General features: G+C 69.6%; 24 protein-coding genes and 1 pseudogene. 12 read left to right on the plus strand and 13 right to left on the minus strand.

Features of this window, described 5'->3' with window-relative positions:
* Positions 1-45: 45 nt before the first annotated feature.
* From ACLJRL_RS33525 to ACLJRL_RS33535, 3 genes and pseudogenes are all read right to left on the minus strand, one after another.
* Positions 46-1,650, minus strand: a complete 1,605-nt coding sequence (locus ACLJRL_RS33525; RefSeq protein ID WP_410660485.1) for a hypothetical protein — start codon at positions 1,648-1,650, stop codon at positions 46-48.
* Entirely contained in the window at positions 1,635-2,198 is a 564-nt protein-coding gene (locus ACLJRL_RS33530; RefSeq protein ID WP_410660481.1) for an ATP-binding cassette domain-containing protein, read from the minus strand. Before ACLJRL_RS33530 ends, ACLJRL_RS33525 begins: the two co-directional genes overlap by 16 nt.
* A 13-nt stretch (positions 2,199-2,211) precedes the next feature.
* Positions 2,212-2,409, minus strand: a pseudogene (locus tag ACLJRL_RS33535) (ATP-binding cassette domain-containing protein); the annotation flags it as partial.
* A gap of 120 nt (positions 2,410-2,529) precedes the next feature.
* Here ACLJRL_RS33535 and ACLJRL_RS33540 point away from each other — a divergent pair.
* From ACLJRL_RS33540 to ACLJRL_RS33550, 3 genes are read left to right on the plus strand one after another with little or no spacing between them, the layout of a single operon-like run.
* Positions 2,530-3,792, plus strand: a complete 1,263-nt coding sequence (locus ACLJRL_RS33540; RefSeq protein WP_410660365.1) for a sensor histidine kinase — start codon at positions 2,530-2,532, stop codon at positions 3,790-3,792.
* Positions 3,789-4,439, plus strand: a complete 651-nt coding sequence (locus ACLJRL_RS33545; RefSeq protein ID WP_410660366.1) for a response regulator — start codon at positions 3,789-3,791, stop codon at positions 4,437-4,439. Before ACLJRL_RS33540 ends, ACLJRL_RS33545 begins: the two co-directional genes overlap by 4 nt.
* A 57-nt stretch (positions 4,440-4,496) precedes the next feature.
* The gene (locus tag ACLJRL_RS33550) at positions 4,497-4,853 is read left to right on the plus strand and encodes an antibiotic biosynthesis monooxygenase (RefSeq protein ID WP_410660367.1); all 357 of its coding nucleotides are present in this window, start codon (positions 4,497-4,499) and stop codon (positions 4,851-4,853) included.
* Between the two features lie 14 nt (positions 4,854-4,867).
* On the opposite strand, the gene ACLJRL_RS33555 is transcribed toward ACLJRL_RS33550, so the two are convergent.
* The 5 genes from ACLJRL_RS33555 to ACLJRL_RS33575 all read right to left on the minus strand — a co-directional run bounded on the left by ACLJRL_RS33555 (position 4,868) and on the right by ACLJRL_RS33575 (position 9,561).
* Complete coding sequence (locus ACLJRL_RS33555; RefSeq protein ID WP_410660368.1) at positions 4,868-6,241, minus strand: DJ-1/PfpI family protein; 1,374 nt, start codon at positions 6,239-6,241, stop codon at positions 4,868-4,870.
* Positions 6,242-6,243: 2 nt separating this feature from the next.
* Positions 6,244-6,651 carry a hypothetical protein gene (locus tag ACLJRL_RS33560; protein ID WP_410660369.1) on the minus strand — a complete coding sequence of 136 codons (408 nt, stop codon included), beginning with the start codon at positions 6,649-6,651 and terminating at the stop codon, positions 6,244-6,246.
* 106 nt (positions 6,652-6,757) lie between these two features.
* The gene (locus ACLJRL_RS33565) at positions 6,758-7,399 is read right to left on the minus strand and encodes a response regulator (protein WP_410660370.1); all 642 of its coding nucleotides are present in this window, start codon (positions 7,397-7,399) and stop codon (positions 6,758-6,760) included.
* The gene (locus ACLJRL_RS33570; RefSeq protein WP_410660371.1) at positions 7,396-8,499 is read right to left on the minus strand and encodes a sensor histidine kinase; all 1,104 of its coding nucleotides are present in this window, start codon (positions 8,497-8,499) and stop codon (positions 7,396-7,398) included. The genes ACLJRL_RS33565 and ACLJRL_RS33570 overlap by 4 nt, the downstream gene beginning before the upstream one ends.
* A gap of 63 nt (positions 8,500-8,562) precedes the next feature.
* A complete protein-coding gene (locus tag ACLJRL_RS33575) occupies positions 8,563-9,561 on the minus strand; it encodes a LacI family DNA-binding transcriptional regulator (RefSeq protein WP_410660372.1) in 999 nt (332 codons plus the stop codon).
* Between the two features lie 169 nt (positions 9,562-9,730).
* Here ACLJRL_RS33575 and ACLJRL_RS33580 point away from each other — a divergent pair, with 169 nt between their 5' ends.
* The 6 genes from ACLJRL_RS33580 to ACLJRL_RS33605 all read left to right on the plus strand — a co-directional run bounded on the left by ACLJRL_RS33580 (position 9,731) and on the right by ACLJRL_RS33605 (position 17,876).
* Positions 9,731-10,798, plus strand: coding sequence for an ABC transporter substrate-binding protein (locus ACLJRL_RS33580; RefSeq protein ID WP_410660373.1), 1,068 nt, complete (start codon positions 9,731-9,733; stop codon positions 10,796-10,798).
* Between the two features lie 2 nt (positions 10,799-10,800).
* Positions 10,801-12,279 (plus strand): sugar ABC transporter ATP-binding protein, encoded by a 1,479-nt coding sequence (locus tag ACLJRL_RS33585; RefSeq protein ID WP_410660374.1) that lies wholly within the window; start codon positions 10,801-10,803, stop codon positions 12,277-12,279.
* A gap of 34 nt (positions 12,280-12,313) precedes the next feature.
* Complete coding sequence (locus tag ACLJRL_RS33590; RefSeq protein WP_410660375.1) at positions 12,314-13,270, plus strand: ABC transporter permease; 957 nt, start codon at positions 12,314-12,316, stop codon at positions 13,268-13,270.
* Positions 13,267-14,259, plus strand: coding sequence for an ABC transporter permease (locus ACLJRL_RS33595; protein ID WP_410660376.1), 993 nt, complete (start codon positions 13,267-13,269; stop codon positions 14,257-14,259). Before ACLJRL_RS33590 ends, ACLJRL_RS33595 begins: the two co-directional genes overlap by 4 nt.
* Before the next feature lie 9 nt (positions 14,260-14,268).
* Complete coding sequence (locus ACLJRL_RS33600) at positions 14,269-16,992, plus strand: AbfB domain-containing protein (protein WP_410660377.1); 2,724 nt, start codon at positions 14,269-14,271, stop codon at positions 16,990-16,992.
* A gap of 107 nt (positions 16,993-17,099) precedes the next feature.
* Positions 17,100-17,876 (plus strand): LysR family transcriptional regulator substrate-binding protein, encoded by a 777-nt coding sequence (locus ACLJRL_RS33605; RefSeq protein ID WP_410660378.1) that lies wholly within the window; start codon positions 17,100-17,102, stop codon positions 17,874-17,876.
* Positions 17,877-17,898: 22 nt separating this feature from the next.
* Here the strand turns inward: ACLJRL_RS33605 and ACLJRL_RS33610 are convergent, their stop codons facing one another.
* The 3 genes from ACLJRL_RS33610 to ACLJRL_RS33620 all read right to left on the minus strand — a co-directional run bounded on the left by ACLJRL_RS33610 (position 17,899) and on the right by ACLJRL_RS33620 (position 19,766).
* A complete protein-coding gene (locus ACLJRL_RS33610) occupies positions 17,899-18,252 on the minus strand; it encodes a DUF5997 family protein (protein ID WP_410660482.1) in 354 nt (117 codons plus the stop codon).
* Between the two features lie 72 nt (positions 18,253-18,324).
* A complete protein-coding gene (locus ACLJRL_RS33615) occupies positions 18,325-19,368 on the minus strand; it encodes a DUF5808 domain-containing protein (RefSeq protein ID WP_410660379.1) in 1,044 nt (347 codons plus the stop codon).
* Complete coding sequence (locus ACLJRL_RS33620) at positions 19,365-19,766, minus strand: GntR family transcriptional regulator (RefSeq protein WP_410660380.1); 402 nt, start codon at positions 19,764-19,766, stop codon at positions 19,365-19,367. Before ACLJRL_RS33620 ends, ACLJRL_RS33615 begins: the two co-directional genes overlap by 4 nt.
* Positions 19,767-19,838: 72 nt before the next feature.
* On the opposite strand from ACLJRL_RS33620, the gene ACLJRL_RS33625 reads away from it, so the two are divergent.
* Positions 19,839-20,204, plus strand: coding sequence for a hypothetical protein (locus tag ACLJRL_RS33625; RefSeq protein WP_410660381.1), 366 nt, complete (start codon positions 19,839-19,841; stop codon positions 20,202-20,204).
* Here ACLJRL_RS33625 and ACLJRL_RS33630 read toward each other — a convergent pair.
* Positions 20,195-20,689, minus strand: coding sequence for a hypothetical protein (locus ACLJRL_RS33630; RefSeq protein WP_410660382.1), 495 nt, complete (start codon positions 20,687-20,689; stop codon positions 20,195-20,197). The genes ACLJRL_RS33625 and ACLJRL_RS33630 overlap by 10 nt on opposite strands.
* A 220-nt stretch (positions 20,690-20,909) precedes the next feature.
* On the opposite strand from ACLJRL_RS33630, the gene ACLJRL_RS33635 reads away from it, so the two are divergent.
* The gene (locus tag ACLJRL_RS33635; protein WP_410660383.1) at positions 20,910-22,064 is read left to right on the plus strand and encodes a serine hydrolase domain-containing protein; all 1,155 of its coding nucleotides are present in this window, start codon (positions 20,910-20,912) and stop codon (positions 22,062-22,064) included.
* A gap of 39 nt (positions 22,065-22,103) precedes the next feature.
* Here the strand turns inward: ACLJRL_RS33635 and ACLJRL_RS33640 are convergent, their stop codons facing one another.
* Positions 22,104-23,321 carry a cytochrome P450 gene (locus ACLJRL_RS33640; protein ID WP_410660384.1) on the minus strand — a complete coding sequence of 406 codons (1,218 nt, stop codon included), beginning with the start codon at positions 23,319-23,321 and terminating at the stop codon, positions 22,104-22,106.
* 434 nt (positions 23,322-23,755) lie between these two features.
* Between ACLJRL_RS33640 and fusA the strand changes: the two genes are divergently transcribed.
* Positions 23,756-25,807 carry an elongation factor G gene (gene fusA / locus ACLJRL_RS33645; RefSeq protein WP_410660385.1) on the plus strand — a complete coding sequence of 684 codons (2,052 nt, stop codon included), beginning with the start codon at positions 23,756-23,758 and terminating at the stop codon, positions 25,805-25,807.
* The last annotated feature ends 21 nt before the right edge of the window (positions 25,808-25,828 follow it).

The following is a 25,828-nucleotide window of genomic DNA, read 5'->3' on the forward strand; positions in this document are numbered from 1 at the left end:
TCCCGGGATCCGCCCGGCCGCACCCCCACGCGGCCGGGCGGAAAGCTATGCCGCCTTTTCGGTACGCACGGGGTAGCGGAGCTTGGCGAAGGTCTCCGGTAGATGCGTCGCGAGCCTGCGTGTCGCGAGGGCGCCACCGAGCCAGGCACCCGCGAAGGCGTTGACCACGGCCACGGCGAGGGTCGCCGCCCCGAACCACGAAGGGAGCGAGGCGCCGGCGAAGGCCAGCGCCGCCGCCATCCCGGTGGTCGGCGCCGTCGCCCACAGCTGGATCTGGAACGCCGCGAAGATCCCGACGGTGTTCTCGCCCGCGTCGGTGGCGTTGACCCGCTTGTGCGGATCGACGCCGGGTGTCGCGCCGAGCACCGACATCACCACCGCCGTGCCGCAGCCGACCCCGAGCAGCGCTGTCAGCGTCGCCAGGATCGGGACGACGTAGTCGAAGATCCCCGTCACGGCCATCATCGCCACGCAGAGCACGAACGCGGGAAGTCCGAAAAGGACGGTGATACCGATCTGGCGGCCACGGATGTCCGCGCGCACCGACTCCCGGCTTTCGGCCACCACGAGCTGCCACAACGCGGTGCCGTCCTGGCCGAAGAGGTTGGCACCGCTGAGCGCGACCGTCAGCGCGACGGCGACACCGGCGAGCCCGGCGATCTCGGGCACCCCGGCGATCGCCGCGTACACCGCGATGAACACGCCGAACCAGATGGCCGAGCGCACTTCCAGGCTCCGCCAGGGATCCCGCCACCAGGTGCGGAGTTCCTTGCCGACGACCGCGCCGAGCGGGCTCGCGGGCAACAGCCGGGCGCGAGTGAGCGCGCGGCTGCCCCAGGGGCGCCGACGGCGGCGCGCGGTGCGGTCGCCGACGTGCGGGGTCAGCAGCGCGATCGCGGCGAGCGTCACGACCGCGGTGACGGCGGCGAGCAGGGCGATGGAACCCACCGCGGACCACGGCCGCCCGGCCGCCATCGCGTCCACGGCGCGGACGGGCAGCCCGAACGGCGTCCACTCCAGTGCCGCCCGGGCCGGGATGGTCCCGAATCCGTCGCGCAGGAACACCGGAAGGGAACTCAGGACCGGGCGGACCACGGCCCAGCCCGCCGTCATCGAGGAGAGCAGCAACCCGTACTGGACGGCCGCGAGTTCCACGCCCAGGTTGGTGCGCATCGCCGCGCCGAGCAACGCGTAGACGGCGCGGGAGAGCGCGACCACGAACACGAGCAGGAGTTTCGCGCCGATCAGCCCGGTCACGGCCGCCGCGATGGCGGTGGAGTCGTCGGCGCTGACGAGCGCGTAGGCGATCAACGCCAGCGACGCGATCGCCGTCACCGCACCACCGACACCGACGAACGCGGAGGCGAGCAGTCCGGTCCCGAGCGTGCGCCGGCGCAGCGGCAGGAGGGTGAAGTACTCCGGCCGGAGCATCGCCGCACCGGAGGTGAGGACGGGGCCGACGATCCAGCCTGCCGTCCAGGCCGCGAGGACGAGCAGCAGGACGTCCGTGCGGGCGGCGGGTTCGGCGACGAACACGATCGCCCAGGTGCCCGCCGCCGCGAGGAGGCCGGACACCAGCCCGAGGAGCCGTTTCCAGCTGTGCGTGTGCCGCTGGATCGTGAGTTTGAGCCGGATCAGGTCGCCAACCACAGCAGGTCCTCCTCTCCGACACCGCGGTCGCCGACGAGCCGGACGAAGACGTCTTCGAGCGTCGAGCCGCCGCGTACTTCGGCGAGCGTGCCGTTCGCGACGACCTGACCCTCGGCGATGACGGCCACGCGGTCGCACAGGCCCTCGACCAGCGACATGACATGCGAGGAGATGACCACCGAGCCGCCCGCGGCCACGAACCTCAGCAGCATCGCCCGCAGGACCCGCGCCGACACCGGGTCGACGGCCTCGAACGGTTCGTCGAGCACGAGGACCTTGGGCGCGTGCAGCAACGCCGTCGCCAGGCCGATCTTCTTGCGCATCCCGGTCGAGTACTCGATCACGAGCACACCGCGTTCCTCGGCTTCGTCGAGTTCGAGGATCCGCATCAGTTCGATCGCCCGGGATCGCACGACGGCCGCGTCCATGCCCCGCAGCAGGCCCCAGTAGGTGAGCAGTTCGCCTCCGGTCAGGGCGTTCGGGCAGGGCGAGGCCGTCGGGCAGGACCCCGAGCATGGTCTTCGCCTTCGTGGGTTCGGTCCAGACATCGACGCCGTGTACCACCGCCGTCCCGGAGTCGGGCCGCAGCAACCCGACGGTCATCGCGAGCGAGGTGGTCTTGCCCGCGCCGTTCGGGCCGACGAGCCCGGTCAGGGAACCGGTGGGCACGGTCAGGCTCACGCGGTCGGCGGCGGTCTTCCCGGAGAACGTCTTCGTCAGCCCGTCCAGCCGCAGGGCGGGCATCGTTTCGGTCTGCATGGCCTCACGATGGCCGGTGCCGGGGGAGCGTCGCCTCGGTCCGCGGGGCACATCGCCTGGCCAGGTGGCCGCGAAGAATATGGCCACTTGTCCGGACTGTCCTTATCTACACTGCTGACCATGGCCATGACGCCGTCGGTGGACCGCTGGATGCTGCCCGGTGAGCTCGCCCGTGCCGACGAGCCGGGTGAGCGGTCCGGCGCGGACCGGCGCACGCCCCGCGACTGGGCAGTCGATCTCACGATGTTCGCGATCGCGGCGCTGGTCTGGCTGGCCGAGCTGGCGTACTTCGTGGTCCCCGACGTGCTGGGCCTGCCCGGATGGGCCCAGATCGCCGACCCGGTCGCGGGCGCGGCGGTCTGTCTCGCGATCTGGTGGCGGCGGCGATTCCCGGTGGTGACCGGGCTGCTGGCCGGGACGGCCGGGGCGCTGGCGAACACCGCGGCGGCCGCGATGATCCTCTTGCTGTTCTCGCTCGCGCTGCACCGCGGCTGGAAAGCGGCCGTGCCGATCACCGCGGTCGCGGTGCTGATCAGCGTGCCCTACATCTACCTGTCCTTTCCCAACGCGGACCGGCAGCCGTTGCCGTGGCTGGTGAGCCTCGTGCTCGGTGGAGCACTGGTCGTGACGGCCGGGCTCGCGGTGCGTGCGCGCAGGCAGGTCGTGCTGGCCCTGCGGATGCGCGCGGACGCCGAGCGGCGCGGGCACACTCACGAGCTGGAGGAGAGCCGCCGAGCCGAGCGGCAGCGGATCGCGCGGGAGATGCACGACGTCCTGGCGCACCGGATCTCGCTGCTCGCGGTGCACGCCGGAGCGCTCGAATACCGCACGAAGCAGGCGGAACAGGGTGCCGCGCCGGAACCTTCGGCGGCCGAGGTGCGGGATGTGGTCGGCGTCGTGCGGTCGAACGCCAACCTGGCGCTCGAAGAACTCCGCGAGGTGCTCGACCTGTTACGCCAGGAGCCGGACGGCGAGAACGGGCGGGAGGCGCCGCAGCCCACGGCGGACCGGCTGCCGGACCTCCTCGACGAGGCCCGGCGCAGCGGGCAGCAGATCCGGGCCGACTTCGCCGCCGGGCTCGGGAAACTGAGGCCGCAGGTTCAGCGCACGATCTACCGGATCGTCCAAGAAGGACTGACGAACGCCCGGAAACACGCTCCCGGCGCCGCCGTCGACGTGCTCGTGAGCGACGCGGCGGCGGGCGAGGTGCTGGTCCAGGTCGCGAACGCCGCGCCGATCGGCGTCACCACGAGCGAGCTCCCCGGTGCCGGCGCGGGCCTGATCGGACTCGCCGAACGGGTCGCGCTGCACGGCGGGGAACTGACCCGGGAGATCAGCGAAGGGGAGTTCCGCATGCGGGCCCGGATACCGTGCACATCGTGATCAAGGTGCTCGTGGTCGACGACGACCCTCTTGTCCGCGGTGGCCTCAAACTCATGCTGGGCGGCGCCGCCGACGTGGAGGTCGTCGGCGAGGCGGCGGACGGCGCCGACGTGGTGGACGCCGTGACACGGCTGCGGCCGGACGTCGTGCTGATGGACGTCCGGATGCCGGTGCTCGACGGGATCGCCGCCACCGCCGCGCTCGGCCGCCGGACCGGCGCGCCCGCACCCGCCGTGGTCATGCTGACGACGTTCGACACCGACGAAACCGTGCTCGCCGCCTTGCGCGCCGGAGCGGCGGGTTTTCTGCTCAAGCACACCCCGCCGGAGGAGATCGTCGACGCTGTCCGGCGCGCGGCGGCGGGGGAACCGGTGCTGTCCCCGGACGTCACCCGGAGCGTGATCGCGATGGCCGCGCGGCGAGGGCCGGATCCCGGTTCCGCGCGGGCCCGGATGGACCTGCTCACCGAGCGGGAACGCGAAGTCGCGCACGCCGTCGCGGAGGGGCTGAGCAACGTGGAGATCGCCGAGCGCCTGCACCTTTCGCGCTCCAGCATCAAGGCGACGATCTCCAGCGCGCTGACCCGGCTCGACCTGACCAACCGGATCCAGCTCGCGATCATCGCGCATGAGGCAGCTCACTCTTGATCTCCACCGAGGTGGAGGTTGAATCCTGAACTCCTGAACATCTGTTGAGGAGTGAAAATGACCGAGGACAAGGGCTTCTACTCGATCATCGAGTACGCGACCGACGGCCGCGCGACCCAGGCGGCGCTGGTGGACGCCTTCGCCGAGATCCAGGAGCGCTGGGTCCGGTTCTACCCGGGCTACGTCTCGTCGCGCTTCCACGTGAGCATCGACGGCACGAGGGTCTTCAACCTCGTCAGCTGGGCGACCGAGGCCGACTACCGGCACTTCGAGGAAACGTCGGATACCGCGGGCCGTATCGAAGCCATCCAGGCGGCGCTCGACGGCTTGCCCGGCGAGGTGGAGTCACGGGTGACCGCGAACCCGCGGTACCGAGTGGCGCGGGAGATCGGTCCGGGCCCGAGAGCGGAGTAGGGGGCGGGTCGGGCTCACCGGGATTCCGCAGCTGGTGGTCGGCGTCCGGCACCGGCCGGACTGAACCGGCGGACGAGGCCACGGACACCGAAGGCCGCCAGCAGCCCGAGGACGGCGAGCCCGATCGGCCGGAGCGTGACCGTCCACGGCCACGCCGAACCGCTGAGCGTGAGGTGTTCGGTCGGATACTCCAGTGTCCTGGCCGTCCACCGCGTGGTCGCGGTATCCGTGAGGCGCACCAGGTCTTCGAGCACGGCGTCGAACGGGAAACCCGCTTCACCGTGCAGGTACACGGGTGCGAGCCCGGCGTACTGGTCGGCGGCGCGCCGGGCGGCCGCGTCGGCGCCGGGCACGATCAGCCGGTCGAGGTCGTCCGCCACCGCGCCGGGGGTGTCGCGCGGAGCGAATGTCAGCCCGTGCCGCGACTGGATCGGCGCACCGTCGAGGCCGACGGCCAGGGTGGTGACGGCCAAGGACTCCCCGTAGGTGTCGAAGACGGCGGCGAGTTCCAGCTCCCGGATCCCGGTGGTCAGCAGCACCCCGAGATTCTGCTTGTCCCAGCGGAACGCGGTATTGAAGCCGACGACGGCGTCCGCGGCCTCGAAGGTGTTCTGCACCATCGGCTTGCTCGCGCCGGGGGAGTAATGTGCCCACCCGACGGCGTCGGCCGCCTTCCGCGCGGCTTCCGGGCCGGCGAGGCGCTCGGTGACCCGGAGCGCGCCGTCGATCCCGGACAGGATCCCGGCGGTGGTCAGGATGTTCCCGTCGTCGACGTAGCGCGTGCCGCGAATCCAGTCCACGGCGGGGAACTCGTCGTCGAAGCCGCCGATGCGGAACCAGTGCGCCGTCGCGTGCCGGCCGTCCAGCAGGCCGGCCGACGCGAGGACGCCCGAACCGTTGCAGACACTCATGAGCAGCGTGCCCTTCGCCGACTGCTGCTTCAGCCAGTCGGTGACCGGGCGGGTGCTCGGCTCGCCGAGATCGGGCAGCGCGGGCACCACCACGACGTCCGGGGCGGCGGAACCGAGCAGCCGGTCGAGGCCCGCGAAACTCAGGTCCGGGACGAGGTCGAGGCCACCGGTCAAGGTGACCGGCCGGGCTTCCGGCGCGACCGTGTAGACGTTGAACGCGCCCGTCGTCGCCAGGACCTCGTAGGGGGCGAGGGTGTCGGAGACGACGGCGCCTTCGTTGCCCACGACGACCACCGCGGTGGGCTTGGCGGGATCGTGCGCCCGATGCACCGGTTGCGGCGAGAGACCGTCGGTTCTTGGCGTGTAACGGTTTTCGAAGCTGGCGCTGAGTGTGACACCGCCGAGTGTGAGCGGCAGGGCCAGTGCGGCGACCACGAAGGCGAGCACGGTCAGCGTGACACGGACAAAGGTACGCATCGTCAGGCTCCGTACTCGGTGCGACGGCGGAACATGGCCGCGAGCATCGCGGGCACCATCAGGACATGCCCGGCCATCATCAGGGTCGAGCCGGAAACCAGGCCGGTCCAGAAGAACGGCATGAAGATCACGTAGGGCAGGTACATCGCGGCCGACATCTCCGCGATCGAGGCCCAGCCGTGGCGGCGGATCCGCATCCACAGCGCCATGCCGAGCGACATGTTCGTCGCCATGACGAGCGCGCTCGCGGTGACGTTCCCGGCGAGACCCGGCCAGGCGAACGACCAGACCGGTTCGAGGACGATCATCCCGGCCACCATGGCGAGGAGCATCTCCACGGCGTGGCGGGTGAAGTGGAGGACGGCCCGTTTGCGGGTCCCGGTTTCCGTCGTGGCCGGTGTGTGGTTCATCTTTGGCTCCCTCGCGGTTCGGTGCGACGGGAGCAATGTTCGGCCGCGCGGGGGCATATCGGCAGGTGCCGGAAGTCATGGGCGAGGTCATGTGACCCCCGCATGCTCAGAACAGGCCGAGTTCTTTGGCGCGCAGGGCGGCCTGGGTCCGGTCCCGCACCTGGAGCTTGGACAGCACGCTCGTCACGAGGTTCTTCACCGTGCCCTCGGCGAGGAACAGGGCCTTCGCGATCTCGCGGTTGCTGTGGCCGTCCGACAGCAGCCGGAGCACTTCCAGTTCACGGTCCGAAAGCGGCGTGGCCAACGGGCGCGGGGTTTCGGCCGGCATCTGCGCCACCTTGGCCACGAGTTTCGCGGCGACCGACGGCTGCAGCACCGATTCGCCGCGTTGGGCGGCGACCAGCGCCTCGACCAGCCGCGTCGACGAGACGTCCTTGAGCAGATACCCGACGGCGCCCGCCCGCAGCGCGGCGAAGACGTCCACGTCGTCGTCGAACGTCGTCAGCGCCAGCACCCGTACCCCGGGTTGTTCGGCTCGCAACCGGGCGGTGGCCGCGATCCCGTCCAGCACCGGCATCCGCAGATCCATCAGCGCGACGTCGGGCCGCAGTTCGGCGCAGAGCCCTACGGCCTGCTCCCCGTCGGCCGCCTCGCCGACGACGTCGATCTCCGGCTGGACCTCCAGCAGTGTCGCCAGCGCCTCCCGGAACAGGGCCTGGTCGTCGACGATCAGCACACGGACGCTCATCCCGGCACCTCCACGGTGAGGGTCAGCCCGTGTCCTTCGGCGGACTCCACCGAGACCCGGCCGCCGAGGCCGCCCACCCGTTCCCGCAGACCGACGAGCCCGAAACCGTTACCCGTCGCGGAATCCTCGGGCAATCCGAGGCCGTCGTCGCGGATTTCGAGCCGCACCAGATCGGTGCCGGCGTAGTCGAGCACGACGTTCGCGGCCTTGGCCCGCGCGTGCTTGCGCACGTTGGTCAGTCCCTCCTGGGCCGCCCGGAACAGCGACTCCTCCACCTCGGCCCGGGTGTCCCTGGCCGTCCCCTTGACCTCGAACCCGGTCGGCACGCCGGCCGCGGAAGCCTCGTCGGTCAAGGCCCGCAACGCTTCGACGAGCGGCTCGGCCCGCGGTTCCCGCAACGCCGACACCGAACGACGGACCTCGGCGAGCGCCTCCCGCGACTGATCCTGTGCCTTGGCGAGCATCCCGTCGACCTTGTCCGTGTCGGCGGTGTGGATCACCGCCCTGGCGGCCTGCAGCATCATCTGCACGACGGTGAGATGGTGACCGAGGCCGTCGTGGATGTCGCGGGCGAGCCGGTTGCGTTCCTGCGTGGTCGCCAGTTGCTCGGCCTGGGCCGCGTAGTCGCGAAGCCGTTCGTGCGCCTCGGCCAGTGCCTCCCGCGCCCGCTGTTCCCGGACGACCAGTTCGGTCACCACGGCGGCGAACACCATCACCGCGAGCGTCCCGAGTCCTTCCCGGAGCCCGTCGAGCGGCTCCATCGGCAGGTGGATCAGCGGGATGACCAGCGCTACCACGAACGCCACGGGCAGCGGCAGGAGCAACACGGTGTGGGAGATCAGGACCACCAGGAGCAGCACCGACCCGACCGCGGCGCCCGAGAGCGAAAACAGCGTGAAGCCGAGCGGTAACTGAACGCAGACATAGCCGACGGCCAGCGCGCGGCCCCGTTTCTGGACCCACGGGAAGCCGGCGATGGCGATCGCGGCGTAGACCAGGCCGACGATGAGCGTCGGCAGCACGAGGGTCTCGTAATTGGCCGAACCGAGCGGCAGCGTCACGTATGCGACGACGGTCAGTACGGCCAGGGCCCGGTTCACGGATGAAAGATACCGACTCGTGGGTGCCCACGGACCGCGTTTAGTCCTCTAATCGCTTCTTGCTCACGAGATCGTGCTGTTCCGGATCTCCAGCGAGAACGGCGTCTGGACGTCCTCCGGTTCGAGGTCGCTCCCGCCGGCGATGCGCCGCCGCAGCAGATCGACCGCCGCTCGCGCGATCGCGGCCTTGTCGGGGGCGATCGTCGTCAGCGACGGAAGGCTGTACGCGCTCTCTTCGTTGTTGTCGAAGCCCACGATCGCCATATCGCCGGGTACCTGGACGCCGCGTTCGGCGGCGGCGCGAAGCGCACCTATGGCGAGAAGGTCGTTGAAGCAGAACACCGCGTCGGGCGGCTCCGGCAGCGAAAGCAGATGCGACATCGCCTCGGCACCGTTGGCGCGGTGGTAGCGCAGGGCCGGGACGACCAGTTCCGGGACGGGCTTCAGCCCGGCCTGTTCGAGCGCGGAGTGGTAGCCCTCGAGCCGTTGCGCGGCGGTGTGCCGCTGGGGGTGTGCGCCGATGGCGGCGATCCGGCGGCGGCCGAGTGAGATCAGGTGCCGTACCGCGATCCGGGCGGCCTGCACGTTGTCGATGCCGACGTGGTCGATCGGGACGTCGACGACGTGCTCACCGAGCATCACCAGCGGGACGCCGGGCGCCAGATCGCCGAAATCGCTGGTGCGCAGCGCTTCCGGGCTGATGATCGCCCCGTCGATCAAGTGCGGCCCCAGTGCGGAGAGCGCGTTGCGCTCCCGCTCGCGGGTGCCGAGGGTCTGTTCGATGAGGACGTTCCACTCGTGCTCCTGCGCCGCTTGCAGCACCAGGCCGGCGAGCTCGCCGAAGTACGGGATGCTCAGTTCGGGCAGCATCAACCCGAGGAACCCGGTGCGGCCTCGGCGAAGGTTGCGGGCACCGAGGTTGGGCCGGTACCCGGTCGATGCCAGCGCCTCCTCGACCCGGCGGCGGTTGTCCGGCTTCACGAAGTCGTAGCCGTTGACGACGTTCGACACGGTCTTCACCGAGACGCCCGCGAGCTTGGCGACGTCCTTGAGCGTGGCCACCCTCACCCCTTTTCGCTCCAGATCCGGCCCCTCAGCACAGATCGGCACAGCCTAGCCATGCGAACGGTGGATTTACAACGTTGTACCAACGATGTAAATCTGGCATCGTCCTTACGAGTGACATGGGTCACCGCAGACCCGTGTGCTCGACTTCCCCGAGGAGCGTTCGATGTCCCTGCCCATCCGCCGCACCCTGCTCCTGGTGACCGGCCTCGCGCTCGCGCTGACGGCCTGCACCAGCCGCGAGACCCAGCAAACCGCCCCGTCGGGGGCGGGACCGGCCGCTTCGGCGGCACCGAGCCAGGCCGCCGGACCGGGGTGTGCCCGCGAGAAGACCGGCTACCCGCAGGTGGACGTGAAGAACGCGGTCATCGGTTTCTCCCAGTCGGAGAAGGAGGCGAACCCGTTCCGGATCGCCGAAACCCAGTCCATCAAGGACGAAGCCGCGAAACTCGGTGTCCCGGCGGACAAACTGCTGGTCACCAACGCGCAGAGCGACCTCAACAAGCAGGTCAGCGATATCAAGTCACTGCTGGACCGGGGCGCGCAGCTGCTCATCGTCGCGCCGCTGAACTCCGACGGCCTCCAGCCCGCCCTCGACGCCGCGAAGGCCAAGAAGGTCCCGGTCATCACGATCGACCGCAAGGTGACTTCGCAGCCGTGCGGCGACTACCTGACCTTCATCGGGTCGAACTTCGTCGAGCAGGGCAAGCGCGCGGCGCAGGAAATGGTCAAGGCGACCGGCGGCTCCGGCAAGGTCGCGATCCTGCTGGGCGCTTCCGGCAACAACGTGACCACCGACCGCACCAAGGGTTTCAAGGACGAGATCGCCGCGACCACGGGTATCTCGATCGTGGCCGAGCAGACCGGTGAGTTCGACCGGTCCAAGGGCCAGGCGGTGATGGAGCAGCTGATCCAGAGCAACCCCGAGATCACCGCCGTCTACGCCGAGAACGACGAGATGGGCATCGGCGCGGTCACCGCGCTGAAGGCGGCGGGCAAGACGCCGGGCAAGGACGTCAAGATCGTCTCGATCGACGGCACCCGCAACGCCGTCCAGCTCATCGCCGACGGCAGCTACAACGCTGTCATCGAGTCCAACCCGCGCTTCGGACCGCTCGCCTTCTCCACGTTGCAGGACTTCGCCGCCGGCAAGGAGATCCCGCCGACCGTGGTGATCTCCGACGACCAGTACGACTCGGCGAACGCCGCGCAGAAGCTCGGGAACGCGTACTGACGATGGAACCGGTTCTCGAGGTCGAAGGCGTGACGAAGACGTTCGCCGGGGTGCGCGCGCTCGACGACGTCTCGTTCACGCTCCGGCCGGGTGAGGTGCACGCCCTGGTCGGGGAGAACGGCGCCGGCAAGTCGACGCTGATCAAGGTGCTCACGGGCGTGCACCGGCCGGATTCCGGCACGCTCCACGCCCGTGGCGCGATCTCCACGATCTACCAGGAGGTCAACCTCATCCCGCTGATGAGCGTGGCGAGCAACGTGTTCCTCGGCCGCGAGCCGAGGAGCAGGTTCGGCCTCGTGGACTGGGCGCGGATGAACAGCGACGCCGCGGCCTTGCTGGCGGACTACGGGATCCACACCGACGTCCGCCGTCCACTCGGGACACTCAGCGTGGGCGCGCAGCAGATGGTGGCCTTGGCCCGCGCGGTTTCGGTCGACGCCGACGTCGTCATCATGGACGAGCCGACGTCGTCGCTGGAGCCGCGCGAGGTCGAGACGTTGTTCGAGGTCATCGGCAAGCTGCACGAGCGCGGCATCGCGATCGTGTACGTCAGCCACCGGATGGACGAGCTGTACCGGATCTGCGACCACGTGACGGTGCTGCGGGACGGCAAGCGTGTCCACACCGGACCGCTGGCCGACCTGCCACGGCTGGAGCTCGTGTCGATGATGCTCGGCCGCAGCGTCGGCGACATCCGCATCCACGGCGCGACAGCCTTCGAAGGCGACCACGAGGCGGGCAGGGAACCGGTGCTGCGCGCGGAAAACCTCACCAGCGGAAACCGGCTGGCCGGTGTTTCGGTGTCGATCAAACCGGGCGAGATCGTCGGGCTGGCCGGGCTTCTCGGCTCCGGACGGACCGAGACCGCGCGAGCGATCGTCGGCGACCTCCCGCTGTCCGGTGGCACCGTCCTCGTCGGAGGAAAGCCGATCCCGCGAGGGAATGTCGCCGCCGCGATGCGCGCGGGTGTCAGCATGCTCGCCGAGGACCGCAAGACCGAAGGGATCATCCCGCATCTTTCGGTGCGGGAGAACATCGTGCTCGCCGCGTTGCCGAGGCTGTCCCGCTTCGGCCTGGTGAGCCGGTCCCGGCAGGACCGGATCGTCGACACCTTCGTGAAACGCCTGCGGATCAAGGTGTCCAGCCCCGATCAGAAGGTCGCCGAACTCTCCGGCGGCAACCAGCAGAAGGTCCTGCTCGCCCGATGGCTCTGCACCGAACCCAAGGTGCTGCTGCTCGACGAACCGACCCGCGGCATCGACGTCGGCGCGAAGGCCGAAGTGCAGGCGCTGATCGACGAACTCGCCCGAGAGGGGCTGGCGGTCCTGCTGATCTCCTCGGAGATGGAGGAACTCCTCGACGGTGCCGACCGGTTGGTGGTCCTCAAGGACGGTGCGGTCGTCGGTGAGCTGGCGGGGGAGAGCCTGACCCAGGACCACGTGCTGGCCGCGATCGCCTCGGGCGGGAACGCCGATGACTAGCACCCAGCGGAGAACAGAGGATCCGGGAACCACCATGACAGAGACGGCGAGAACGGTGGACCGGACCCGGGTCGCGCGGTGGCTGCAGGAATACGGCGTGTACGTCGCCGTCGTCGCGCTGGTGCTGTTCAACATCGCGTTCACCACCAACTTCCTGACCGTCGGGAACTTCCGCACCCAGCTCATCCAGGCCGCGCCGGTCCTGGTGGTCGCGCTCGGGATGGCGCTGGTGATCGGCACCGAAGGCGTCGACCTGTCGGTGGGCGCGGTGATGGCGTTGTCGGCCGCGCTGGTCCCGCTGTATCTCGGGGCCGGGACACTGCCCGCGGTGGCCATCGCCCTCGCGGCCGGCCTCGCCGCCGGCGCGTTCAACGGCGTCCTCGTGGCCAGAGTCGGGATCCAGCCGATCGTCGCCACCCTCGCGTTACTCGTCGGAGGGCGCGGGCTCGCCCTGGTGCTCGCCGACGGCCAGCTCGTCCAGCTGCACGACCCGGGATTCCTGGCGCTGGGCAACGGTGACGTGCTCGGGATCCCGGTGAGCGTCCTCATCGCGGCCGTCCTGGCCGTGCTGATGGCGGCGCTGGTCGGGAAGACGGCGTTCGGCAGGCAGCTGGTCGCCATCGGCGGCAACCGCCGGGCGAGCGTGCTGGCCGGGCTGCCGGTCAACCGCGTCCTGATCGGCGTCTACGCGATCTGCGGGCTGCTGGCGGCACTGGCCGGGGTGCTCTCCACCGCGCGGCTCGGCGCCGGCGACCCCGCGGACGCCGGACTGCTGATGGAACTTTCCGCGATCACCGCGGTCGTGGTCGGCGGGACCCCGCTGACCGGCGGACGCGTCCGCATCCTCGGCACGGTGATGGGCGTCCTGCTCATGCAGCTCGTCCGCGCCACCCTCATCAAGCACAACCTGCCGGATTCCACCGCGCAGATGATCCAGGCCGCGATCATCATCGGCGCGGTTTACGTAGCACGGGAACGGAGCAGCCGATGACCGCGGCGCCGACGATGGCCGGGCAGGACTCGACCCGGCGCGAGCTGATGACCGGGGTGCTGCAGAAACAGGGCGCGGCGATCGCGCTGGTGCTCATGGTCCTGGTGGCGTGGCTGCTGTTCCCGCGCTTCGGCAGCATGGACAACCTGCGCGACATCGCGTTGCAGAGTTCGTTCCTCGCGGTGATCGCGCTCGGGATGACGTTCGTGATCATCACCGGCGGGATCGACCTGTCCGTGGGCTCGGTCTACGCGCTCGGCGGTGTCCTCGCGGCTTATGGCTCGCAATGGGGATTCCTTTTCGCGCTGCTGCTCCCGCTGGTGGTGTGCGGGCTCATCGGGCTGATCAACGGGCTCCTGGTCGCGAAAACCGGGATGGCGCCGTTCATCGTCACGCTGGCGACCTTGTTGTTCGCCCGGGGATTGCTGCTCGCGATCACCTCGGAGGGCGCGACGACGTACAAGATCCCGGAAGGGGAGGCGTTCGTCGAACTAGGCCGCGGCACGCTGTTCGGGTTCGGCTATCCGGTGTTCATCGCGGCGGCCCTGTGCCTGATCGGCGGGCTGGTGCTGCGGCGGACCCGGTTCGGGCAGTCGGTGTTCGCGACCGGCGGCAACGAGCAGTCCGCGAAACTGATGGGCCTGCCGGTGGCGCGCACCAAGGTCACCGTCTACGTCATGAGCGGTGTGCTGTCCGGCCTGGCCGGCGCGCTCACCGCGGCTTATCTGCAATCCGGCGTCACTGTCATCGGGGTCGGCCTCGAACTGGACGCCATCTCCGTCGTCGTCATCGGCGGCACCCTGCTGACCGGCGGGATGGGCACGATTCTCGGAACGGTCATCGGGGTGGGCATCCGAACGGTCATCCAGAACGTCATCAACCAGATAGGAACTCTCGACAGCAACTACCAGTCGGTGGTCAGCGGCGCGTTCCTGCTGGTGGTCGTTGTTCTGCAGCGGTCGCTGGCCCGTACGACCACCCGAAGATAGGGAGATCGCATGCACCGAAGAACCGCGCGCGCCCTGAGTGTCGTCGCCGGTCTGCTGGTCGCCGCCACGACCCTGGCCCCAGTCGCCCAAGCCGCTCCTGTCCCGTTGCCGACCCCTTGGACGGATCAGGTCTCGCCGTCCAACGCGCTGCCCGAGTACCCGCGTCCGCAACTGGTGCGCTCGGAGTGGCTCAACCTCAACGGGACCTGGGGTTTCGCCGGCGCGCCGAACCTGAACTCACCACCGATCGGCAGACCGCTGAGCGAGAACGTCCTCGTGCCCTACCCGATCGAATCGATGTTGTCGGGGATCAAACGGCACGAGGACAACATGTTCTACCGCCGGACCTTCTCTGTTCCGTCCACTTGGGACGGACGTCGCGTGAAGCTCAACTTCGGCGCGGTCACCTGGGAGACCAGGGTCTGGGTCAACGGAACGGCCGTCGGCGACCACACCGGCGGCTTCGACGCGTTCTCGTTCGACATCACCCCGGCGCTGAAGGCGGGGGAGAACGAGATCGTCGTCGGCGTCGCGTCACCTGTCGACGGAAGCCGTTACCCGATCGGGAAACAGCGCAAGACGCCCGGCGGGATCTTCTACACCGCGGCGTCCGGAATCTGGCAGACCGTCTGGCTCGAACCGGTCCGGGCCGAGAACATCACCCGGCTCGACACCACCCCGGACGTCCCCGGCGGTGCGCTCGACCTCGTCGTCCAGGGCACGGCCGGGCAGCAGGCGACGGCCGAAGTGCTTTCGGGCGGTCAGGTGGTCGGCACCGCGACCGGCGCCGTCGGCTCGCACCTGCGGATCCCGGTACCGAACGCGCGCCTCTGGTCACCCGACGATCCGTTCCTGTACGACCTGCGGGTCCGGCTTCCCGGAGGGGACGCCGTCACCGGGTACTTCGGCATGCGCTCGCTCGGCAAGGCGATGGTCGGCGGCGTGATGCGCCCGCTGCTCAACGGGAAGTTCGTCTTCCAGCTGGGCACGCTGGACCAGGGCTACTGGCCGGACGGCATCTACACCGCGCCGACCGACGAGGCGCTCCGGTTCGACCTCGAACGCCAGAAGGCGTTGGGCTTCAACATGGTCCGCAAGCACATCAAGGTCGAACCGGCGCGGTGGTTCTATCACGCGGACCGGCTCGGCCTGATGGTGTGGCAGGACATGCCGTCACTGGACGCCATCGATGAAGTCCCCAACGGGCACGCGAACTTCGAGTCCGAACTGCGGCGGATGATCGAGCAGCACAAGGGCATCACGTCGATCGTGCAGTGGGTCCCGTTCAACGAGGGCTGGGGCGAGTACGAAGCCGACCGCATCGTCGACCTGGTCCGGTCGATCGACAACACTCGGCTGATCAACCACAACTCCGGGTCGAACTGCTGCGTGTCCGATCCGGATCCCGGCAACGGCGACGTGATCGACGACCACGCCTACCAGATCTCGACCGGTACGCGGCTCCCGGACGCGCGTCGGGTCGCGGTGCTGGGCGAGTACGGCGGCCTCGGCAGACGCGTCGTCGGGCACGAATGGGAGCCGGGCAAGGGTTTCGCCTACGGAGCGCTGTATCCGGACGAGACGTCGCTGACCAACCGGTACGTGGAGATCACCAAGCAGGTCGGCCGGTTCGTGCATGGTCGCGGGCTTTCCGCGTCGATCTACACCGAACCGTACGACGTCGAGAACGAGGTCAACGGCTTCTACACCTACGACCGCCGGGTGCTGAAGATGTCCGAGGCGCGGGTACGCGAGATCAACCAGCGTGTGCTCGCCCTCGCCAAGGGCACCGAGGTCGGCCGCGGCGAACCCGTGTCGCTGCGGGTCACCACGGCCGGGTACACCGACCGGTACCTGCGGCACCAGAACGACTTCGTCCGCACCGACGTCCTCGGTGAGGGCAGCGCGGACGTCGCCAAGAAGGACGCGACGTTCTGGGCCCGGCAGGGTCTCGCGGACGCGTCGTGCCTGTCGTTCGAGTCCCGGAACTACCCCGGGCAGTTCCTGCGGCACGCGTCCTCCCGGATCCGCAAGGACGCGAACAACGGTTCAGCGCTGTTCGCGGCGGACGCGACCTTCTGCGCGCGGGAAGGGGCGGGCGGCACGGCGCTGGAGTCGTACAACCAGCGGGGCGCCTACATCCGCCACCAAGCCGAGACGGTCTATCTCGCGCGCAGCGGCGGGCCGAACCCATGGGACACCGCGGCGGGCTTCGCGGCGGACACGACGTGGGCGGCCTCGGGCCCGTTATGGCGCAGCGGCGCCGACCTGCCGCTCGACCAGGCACGGTCGTTCAAGGTGACCACGCCGGGCTTCGGCGACCGCTACCTGCGGCACCGTGACGGTCTCGCGCGGACGGACGTGGTGAACGCGGCGAGTGCGGCGGTGCTGAAGGCGGACGCCACGTTCGTCGTCCGGCGCGGGCTGGCCGACCCGTCGTGCTATTCGCTGGAGGCACGGAACTATCCGGGCCAGTTCCTGCGGCACGCGGACTTCCGGGTGCGCCTGGGCGGGAACGACAACACCGACCTGTTCCGGAAGGACGCGACGTTCTGCGCCCAGCCGGGAGCCGGCGGGGTCCGGCTGGCGTCGGTGAACGAACTGGGCACGAACATGCGGCACTACATCGAGGAGGTGTTCGTCGCCGCGAGCGGCGGCGGCCACCCGTTCGACAACCCGGTGTCGTACGACCAGGACGTCAGCTGGGCGGTCTCAGGAGCCTGGACCCCGTAGCGGGGGAGGTCCGTGAAGGACTCCTTGAGGGACTCAGAGTCCCTCAAGGAGTCCTTCACGGACTCACCACTCACGGGGAGTCACGCCGCGCCCGGTAACCTGGGGCCATGACCGGCCCGGACGTCTCTCCGTCTTTCACGCTCGCGTACGTCCCCGGGGTGACGCCCTCGAAGTGGGTGCGGATCTGGAACGAGCGGTCGCCGGGCGTCCCGCTCGAACTCGTCCAGACGACGGCCGCCGAGGCCGCCGCGCTCGTCCGGGACGGGGGAGCCGACGCGGTCCTGCTGCGCCTGCCGATCGACCGGACCGGCCTGCACGCGATCCCGCTCTACACCGAGACCAGCGTGGTCGTCGTCCCGAAGGACCACCTCGTCGCCACGGCGGAGGAGGTCTCGGCCGACGACATCGCCGACGACGTCGTGCTGCATCCGCTCGACGACATCCTGGACTGGGAACGGCCGCCCGGGAAGCCCGCGCTGGAGCGCCCGGCCACCACGGCGGACGCCATCGAACTGGTCGCGGCCGGGGTCGGGCTGCTGGTCGTCCCGCAGTCCCTCGCGCGGCTGCACCACCGCCGCGATCTCACCTTCCGGCCGATCTCCGGCACACCCGAGTCGGGCGTCGCGCTGTCCTGGCCCGAGGACGAGACCACTGACCTGATGGAACAGTTCATCGGGATCGTCCGCGGCCGGACCGTCAACAGCACCCGGGGCCGGCAACCGGCCCCGGAGCAGGCGAAACAGGTGAAGAGCAAGCGCCCCGAATCCGGGGGACGCAAGCCGCCGGCGGGCAAGGCGGCAGGCAGGTCGGCGGGCGGGGCACGGCAGCGTGGGTCGGGCGCCCCCAAGGGTGGTAAGCGCGGGAAACCCCGCCGCCGTTCCTAGCCTGTAGTTCTCCAGCCGCTGGTCAGGAAGCCTCGGTGCGGGCTTCCTTCAGTCGCGCTTCTTCCTTGCGGACGTCGGCCTGGGTGGCGCGCTCCCGCTGCAGCCAATCCGGGTCGGCCGTCTTGACCTCGTCGATCTGCTCGGTGGTGAGGGCGTCGGTGATCCCGCCTCGCGCCAGCCCGCTGATGGAGATGCCCAGCTTCGCGGCGATGACCGACCGCGGGTGCGGGCCGTTGCGGCGCAGGGCCCGCAGCCATTCGGGCGGGTCGGTCTGAAGCGTGTTCAGTTCGTCGCGGGAGACGACACCCTCCTGGAACTCCGCCGGGGTGGCTTCGAGGTACACACCCAGCTTCTTCGCCGCTGTCGCGGGCTTCATCGTTTGAGGGGTCTTGTGCGACGTCATTGCCTCAGGGTAACGAGCGCCCCGGACGCCCTTGGTCACAGGCCGTCACGCGCCCTTCGACGGCAGCGTGAGCACGCCGAATCCGGCGAGCACCGCGACCACGGCGACCGCGGTGAGGATCACCCAGCTCACCGGGTGCCCGAGGTTGAGCGTCCAGTAGGTGCCGACCCGTCGATGCACCAGCAGCGCCGGATCGTTCCGATTCAGGTACACCATCCCGGCCACGCGCCAGTAGCGGTCGTCGTCGCGCTGCTCGTACCGCGTCTCCGCTCCCTCACTCGCGGGAGCGAGGCGATGCCCGGCGTCACCGGCGCGGTAGGAGAACACCGTCCACGCGGCGAAGGCGACGACGAGCGGCGAGTAGCCGACCACCGTGATCGGCACGGTCGTCTCGACCAGCGTCCAGACCTGGAGCGAGACCACGAGCAGGGTCGCGTTCGCGCAGCCCGCGGAGACCAGCAGCAGGCTGAGCACCCCGTGGAGGTATTCGCGGTACCGGGCCGCGGACCCGGCGGGCTGCCCGGCGTCGATCTCGGGACGGGCCCGGGGGATCGCCAGAGCCAGAAGCGCGACCAGTGCGACGATCAGGAACTGGGCGAAGACGGTGGCGTACGCGTCCATGCCCGCGAGCATGCCGACGACCGTGGTGATCACCGCGAGAGCCGTGGCCGGAGCGATGAGAATCCACTGTGGACGAACCGGATCGGTCCGCAACGACGTGTCGGCGGCGACGGCCTGCTTCGTCCCGGCGTACCAGTCGCCGTCGCGTTTCGCCGTGACGATCGAGTGGTGCGCGAGGCTTCCGAGCAGCGCGCAGACCACGACGAGCGTGGTCAGGACGACGTCGATACGGGGGGTCCAGGCGAATACGGCGGGGGAGAGGACGACGGCGAGGCCGGCGAGCACGGCCGTGGTCACGATGCCCCGCCGGTAGCGGCGGCGGGTGCGGGCGACAGCGGGATCGCCGATCCGCCGGGCCGGGATCCGGACGCCGAACGGCAGGGTCGGCCGCGCCAGCGCGGGAGTCGCTCCGAACACCGCCGCGGTGAACGCGATCAACGTCAGGTTCAGCCAGATCGGGGCGGTCACGAGCGCGCGCCGTCCTTGGTGGCGAACGCCTCCAGCACGGTCTCGCACCGGCCGGTCACCTCGGTGGGAGCAAGCCCGAGCACGACGGCTTCCGCGAGGAGCGTGTGCAGCCGCTCCTGCCACTCGTCCGCGTAACCACCGTCGGCCGGTCCGGAACCCGGGTCGCGCCGGACGACCGCGCCGGTCTTGCGGTTGATCCGGATGACGCCCTGCGTCCGGAGCAGGTCGTAGGCCTTGTTGACGGTGTGGAAGTTGATCCCCAGATCGGCGCCGAGCTGCCGGGTGGAGGGCAGGGCGCTGCCCTCGTTCAGGACGCCTTCGGCGATCGCTTCGACGATCCGGTCACGGATCTGCTGGTAGATCGGTACCTCGCTGTCGAGGTCGAGGGTCAGCAGCATGTAATGAGGATATCTGCTATACACTTGCTATAACAGCTACATCAGCCAGATATCTGAGGGAAGGTGGTCGTGATGGCGCGGATGAAGGTCGTCGGCGGCGAGTTGCGAGTGAAGTTCTCGGCCTGGGAGCGCCTGGCCGTGTGGCGCGATGAGGTGGTCGTTCCGGTCTCGGCGATCCGGGCCGTCGAGCGCGTCGAATCCGCCGTGGGGCGGGCGCGGGGCGGACGCGCCGGGGTCCTGATCAGCGGAGTGCTGAAGGTGGGGTTCTGGGGTTTGGGGACGGGCGTCCGTCAGCTGGTTTCGGTCCGCCGCGGGGTGCCGGCGCTGCGGGTCGAGCTCGATCGTGCGAGCTCCGGCCTGCACTTCGACGAGTTGCTCATCAGTACGCGCGACGCGGCTGAGGTCGCCGAAGCGCTGGCGAATCCCGCCTACAGGTAGTCGAAGAAACGGTCCCACCAGGCCGGTGGGCGGTCCGGCGGGTAGAGGGCGTCGAAACCGCTGATCCCGTTGTACCTCGTCCACAAGGGATGTTCGGAGACGAGCAGGTAGCCGAGTGCTTCCAGCTCGTCTTCGATCCGTTTCCGGTCCGGCCGCGGGAAGTACGCCAGTTCCTCGTCCTCGTCGTAGCTGCCGGGGTTCCCGAGGGTCGCCGCCGCGAGGCCGCCGAAATTGCTCACCGTGATGGTCAGGTGATCCGGAGCCGAGGTCGCGCTCGCCGGGATCACGATCCTGCCCAGATGGCTGGCGTTCTGGACCCGCCGGTCCACTTCGCACGAACAGGCGAACCGGAGATCCAGCCGAGCGGCCAGCCGTTCGAACCGGGCCCGCGACGCGGGTCCATCGAAGTCGTGCGGGTGCTCCCACTGGTCCGGCTCGTCCAGCTCCCGCAGGATCGCCCAGGTCTGCTGTTCGTCGAGGGGCATCGTCGCCTCCCGGCTCGGGTGGTCTAGTCCACTTGCCGAAATGACCTTAACCATCCGGATCCCGCCCGGACAATGGTCGGACGAATCTTTGTCCGAGAAATATTTCCGGAGGGCGCCCGGTAGTGCCAGCGCTACCCGGAATCCGGTAGGCCGCACTCCTGATCTTCGTGCCTGATTCGACCATCGTTGTCCGTGTTGATCCGGCGATGAGGGAGAGCGAATGACGAGCAAAGGCACCTCGACCGTCCGAAAGGGCGCGGTGGTCCTGACCGTGGCGGGCCTGATGGGCACCGTGTGGACCACCGCGGCGGACGCGGCACCGCCCAAGGGATCGGAGTTGCAGAAGGGGCTCGACGCGTTGGTGAGCCAGGAGAAGTTCCCGGCCGCGCTCGCCTGGGTGAACAACCGCGGCCGTACGACGTCGCTGGTGGCGGGTTCCTCGCGGATCGACAGGCAGGTCCCGGTCCCGCGCGACGGCCAGGTCCGGGCGGGCAGCAACACGAAGACGTTCACCGCGGTGGCCGTCCTGCAGCTGGTGGCCGAAGGAAAGGTCGAGCTGGACGCGCCGATCGAGAAGTACCTGCCCGGACTGGTGCGCGGCGAGGGCATCGACGCCACGAAGATCACCATCCGGCAGTTGCTGCAGCACACCAGCGGACTCCCGAACTACACCGAACATCTCGGGCTGCAGGATTTCGAGCAGGTACAGCACCGGTTCTTCCAGCCCTCCGAGCTGCTCACCGCGGCACTCGCGCATCCGGCGAAGTTCGCGCCCGGGACCAAGTGGGAGTACAGCAACACCGGCTACCTGCTGGCGGGCATGGTGATCGAGAAGGTGACCGGGCGCCCGATCCAGGAGCAGATCACCGAGCGGGTGATCAAGCGGGTGGGCCTGCGGCACACCTACTGGCCGCAGGTCGGCGACCAGACCATCCAGGGGCGGCACCCGCAGGGGTACGCGACCGGGAATGTCGCCACCGGCAAGGTGATCGACGCGACCGAGATGGATCCTTCCTGGGGCGGGGCCGCCGGGCAGCTGATCTCGACGCCCAGTGACCTGGCGCGGTTCTTCCGGGTTCTGCTCGAAGGGAAGCTGATGCCCGCCGCGCAACTGGCCGAAATGCGGAAGACGGTGGACGCGCCCTTGTTCCCGGGGACGCGGTACGGCCTCGGCCTGATGAGCAACCCGCTCACCTGCGGCGGGGTCTACTGGGGGCACGGCGGCGACATCCCCGGATTCGAGACCCGCGGCGGGGCCACGGAGGACGGCCGCGTCGTCGGGCTGGCGGTGACCGCGTTGCCGGGAACCTTCGGCGACGCCGAACGGGGCTCGAAGGCTGTCATGGCCACAGTGGACACAGCTTTCTGTAAATGACGGACGGTGCCCGGGCCGGAATCGGCCCGGGCACAGGCCCTACGAGGTCCAGGTGACGGGCAGTGCGTGGACGCCGTAGATGTTCATGTCCGTCTTGAGTTTCACCTCACCGGCGGGGATGGCGAGCCGGAGAGCCGGGAAGCGGCGCAGCAGTCCCTCGAAACCGGCACGCATCTCGATGCGGGCCAGTTGCTGGCCGAGACACTGGTGGATGCCGTGTCCGAAGGAGAGATGACCGCGGGCCTTGCGATGGAGGTCCAGCGTGCCGGCGTTCTCGAAGTGCCCGGGGTCGTGGTTGGCGGCCAGCAGGGAGACGATGACCGTCGAGCCCTTGCCGATGGTCTCCCCGCCGAGTTCGATGTCCTCCGTGGCGTAGCGAAAGAAGATGTCGGCGACGGACAGGTAGCGCAGGAGCTCTTCGACGGCGTTGGGCAGCAGGTCCGGGTCGGCGCGCAGTTCGGCCAGCTGCTCGGGGTGTTCCAGGAGCGCGAAAGTGCCCAGCGCCAGCATGTTCGCGGTGGTTTCGTGGCCCGCGAGGAGCAGCAGGAACGCGGCGCCGGTCAGCTCCTCGATGGTGAGGTCGTCGTGGCGGGCCAGGTCGGACAGGATGTCCTCGCCGGGGTCGGCGCGTTTGCGCGTGACCAGTTCGGTGAGGTAGGTGTTGATCCCGATGTACGCGGCCATCTTCTCTTCCAGGGTCTGGTCCTTGACCATGAACTGGGCGGAGTTGCCCTGGAAGCTTTCCCGGTCCGCGTAAGGGACACCGAGCAGTTCGCAGATGACCAGGGACGGCACCGGCAGCGCGAATTCCTTGACCAGGTCGATCGGCGGGGTGAGGAGCGCCATCGCGTCCAGCTGCCGCTCGGTGACTTCGATGATGCTCTCTTCGAGCTGCTTCATGCGCTTGACGGTGAAGGCGCCGGTGAGCCGCTTCCGCAGCCGGCCGTGGTCCGGCGGGTCCATCGCGATGAACATGCCCGGCAAGGGCGGGGACGGCTCGGTGGGGGCGGGCATGCCGGGGGTTTCGTACGGCACGTGCAGGATGCCGATGTCCTGGCGGGAGCTGAAGCGGGTGTCGGCCATGAGCCGGCGGACAGCGTCGTAGCCGGTGACGAGCCAGCCCTCGTGACCGTCGGGAAAGAGCAGAGGGCTGACGGGGCGGGCCTCACGAAGCTCGGTGATCGCCCGGGGCGGGTCGAAGGGGCCCGCATCGCGCTCCATGGGGAGGCCGTTCGGGATGGGAACCGTTCGACTCATCGGATTTCCTCTCGTGGTGGTGTGGTGCGACCACGATCGCCGACGGTCCTGACACCGCCCTGACACGGCCCTGACATAAGCTGATCCACCCCGGTGATCCACCCCGTGATCCAAAAACGCGGTTCCGCGTCCACTTCGGAGCGGCTACACTCGCCACGGATCGCGCCTCGGCGCGCCGTGACGAGGAAGGGGCAGGACAGTGCGTCATCGCAACGCCGTCGTCGTCCCCCGCACCCGTTACGAAGTGATCCTGGTGTCTCCGGGCGCCCGGTACCGGCCGCGCGGCCGGCACCGGTGCACCGCGACGAACGCCTGACCTTCGCCGTAGCTCGCTCTTTTCTGTTGCCAAGCAACGGAACAGGGCGCTTGCTCGCGTTCGTCCCGGAATCGCGCCGTCCGAGTTTCTCCGGAGATCATTCCGAAAGGCCTGTGCCATGCGCACCGACCCGCACCGCATCCCGCTGTCCGCCGTCCGCAACCTGGGCATCCTCGCGCACGTCGACGCGGGGAAGACCACCCTCACCGAACGGATCCTGTTCGTCACCGGCACCACCTACAAACGAGGTGAGGTCCATGACGGCACGACCGTCACCGACTTCGATTCGCAGGAGCGAGATCGTGGCATCACCATTTTCGCCGCCGCCGTCAGCTGTACGTGGGACGGCCACCGCGTCAACCTGATCGATACCCCCGGCCACGTCGACTTCTCCGACGAGGTCGAGCGGTCGCTGCGTGTCCTCGACGGCGCGATCGCGGTGTTCGACGGTGTCGCCGGGGTCGAACCGCAGAGCGAATCGGTGTGGCGGCAGGCCGACCGGCACGGCGTGCCCCGGATCGCGTTCGTCAACAAACTGGACCGCGCCGGCGCCGATCTGGACGCGGCGGTGGAGTCGATCAGGGAGCGGCTGCATCCCCATCCGCTGGTGGTGCAGCTGCCGATCGGCGCGGAAGACGAGTTCACCGGCGTGGTCGACCTGCTGCGTCTGCGTGCGTTCGTCTGGGCCGATGGCGCCGAGAAGGCCGAGGAAGGCCCGGTTCCGGAGTCCCTTGTGGACGAAGCGAACCGGCGGCGCCGTCTGCTCGAAGAGACGGTGGCGGAACTCCATCCGGCCGCGCTGGAGGAGTTCTGTGAGTCGTCGACGGTGTCGGCGGAGACGCTGGCCTCGGCCCTGCGCGACCTGACCCGGACCGGGGACGGCGTCGTGGTGCTGTGCGGCTCGGCCTACCGCAATCGCGGTGTCGAACCACTGCTGGCGGCCGCCGTCGCCTATCTGCCTTCCCCGGCGGACGTCCCGCCGGTGCGGGGCGAGCACGACGGCACGGACCAGGAGCGGCCCGCCGATCCGTCGGCACCGTTCGCGGCGCTGGTGTTCAAGGTGAACTCGACCGCCACCGGGCGGTTGACCTACGTGCGGGTGTATTCGGGAACGATCCGGACTTCGGAGGTGGTGGTGGACGTGGGTACGGGCCGTACCGAACGCATCGGCCGCATCCTGCGGGTCCAGGCCGACCGGCACACCCGCGTGGACAGCGCCGTGGCGGGTGACATCGTCGCGGTGGTCGGCCTGAAGTCGGCCCGCGCCGGCGCGACGCTGTGCACGCCGTCGGCTCCGCTCCTGCTCGAGCCGCCCGTCGTCGCCGATCCGGTGGTGTCGGTCGCCGTCGAAGCCCGCACGGGCACCGGCGCCGAGCGGCTCATGGCGGCGCTGGCGAGACTGGTCGAGGAGGACCCGTCGCTGGTGATCCGGACCGATCGCGAGACCGGCCAGACCCTGCTTTCGGGGATGGGCGAACTGCATCTGGAGGTGGCGGTGGAGAAGATCCGCCGCGACCACGGCCTGGACGTCGGCGTCGGGCGGCCGCGGGTCGCCTACCGCGAGACGGTCGCTCGTGGCGTGTCCGGTTTCGTCTACCGGCACGTCAAGCAGGACGGCGGCGCCGGGCAGTTCGCCCACGTCGTGCTCGACACCGAACCGCTGGAGGAAGGGGAGTTCGCGTTCCGGTCCACTGTGGTCGGTGGCCGGGTGCCGCAGGAATACGTCCGCGCGGTCGAAGCCGGCTGCCGTGACGCGCTGGCCGAGGGGCCGCTCGGCGGTCATCCGGTGACCGGTGTGAGGGTCACGCTGGTCGACGGCGCCACGCACACGAAGGACTCGTCGGAGATGGCGTTCCGTACGGCCGGGCGGTTCGCGCTCCGCGAGGCGTTGCGCGCCGGTGCGATGACGCTGCTGGAGCCGGTCGTCGAGGTCACCGTCACCGTGCCCGAAAGCGCCGTCGGCGTGGTGCTCGGTGACCTCGCGGCCCGGCGCGGCCGGGTGCTGGGTTCGACGGTGCGCGCGGGGACGACCGTGGTCACCGCGACCGTGCCGCTGGCCGAACTGTTCGGCTACGCGACGCGGCTGCGCAGCCGGACCCAGGGCCGGGGCACGTTCACCGCCCGGCCGATCGGTCACGCCCCGGCGCCCGACGGGCTGCCGGTCCGGTAGTACGACGATGGCCCGCCCACG

Source organism: Amycolatopsis sp. lyj-112 (assembly GCF_046549055.1).
GTDB lineage: Bacteria > Actinomycetota > Actinomycetes > Mycobacteriales > Pseudonocardiaceae > Amycolatopsis.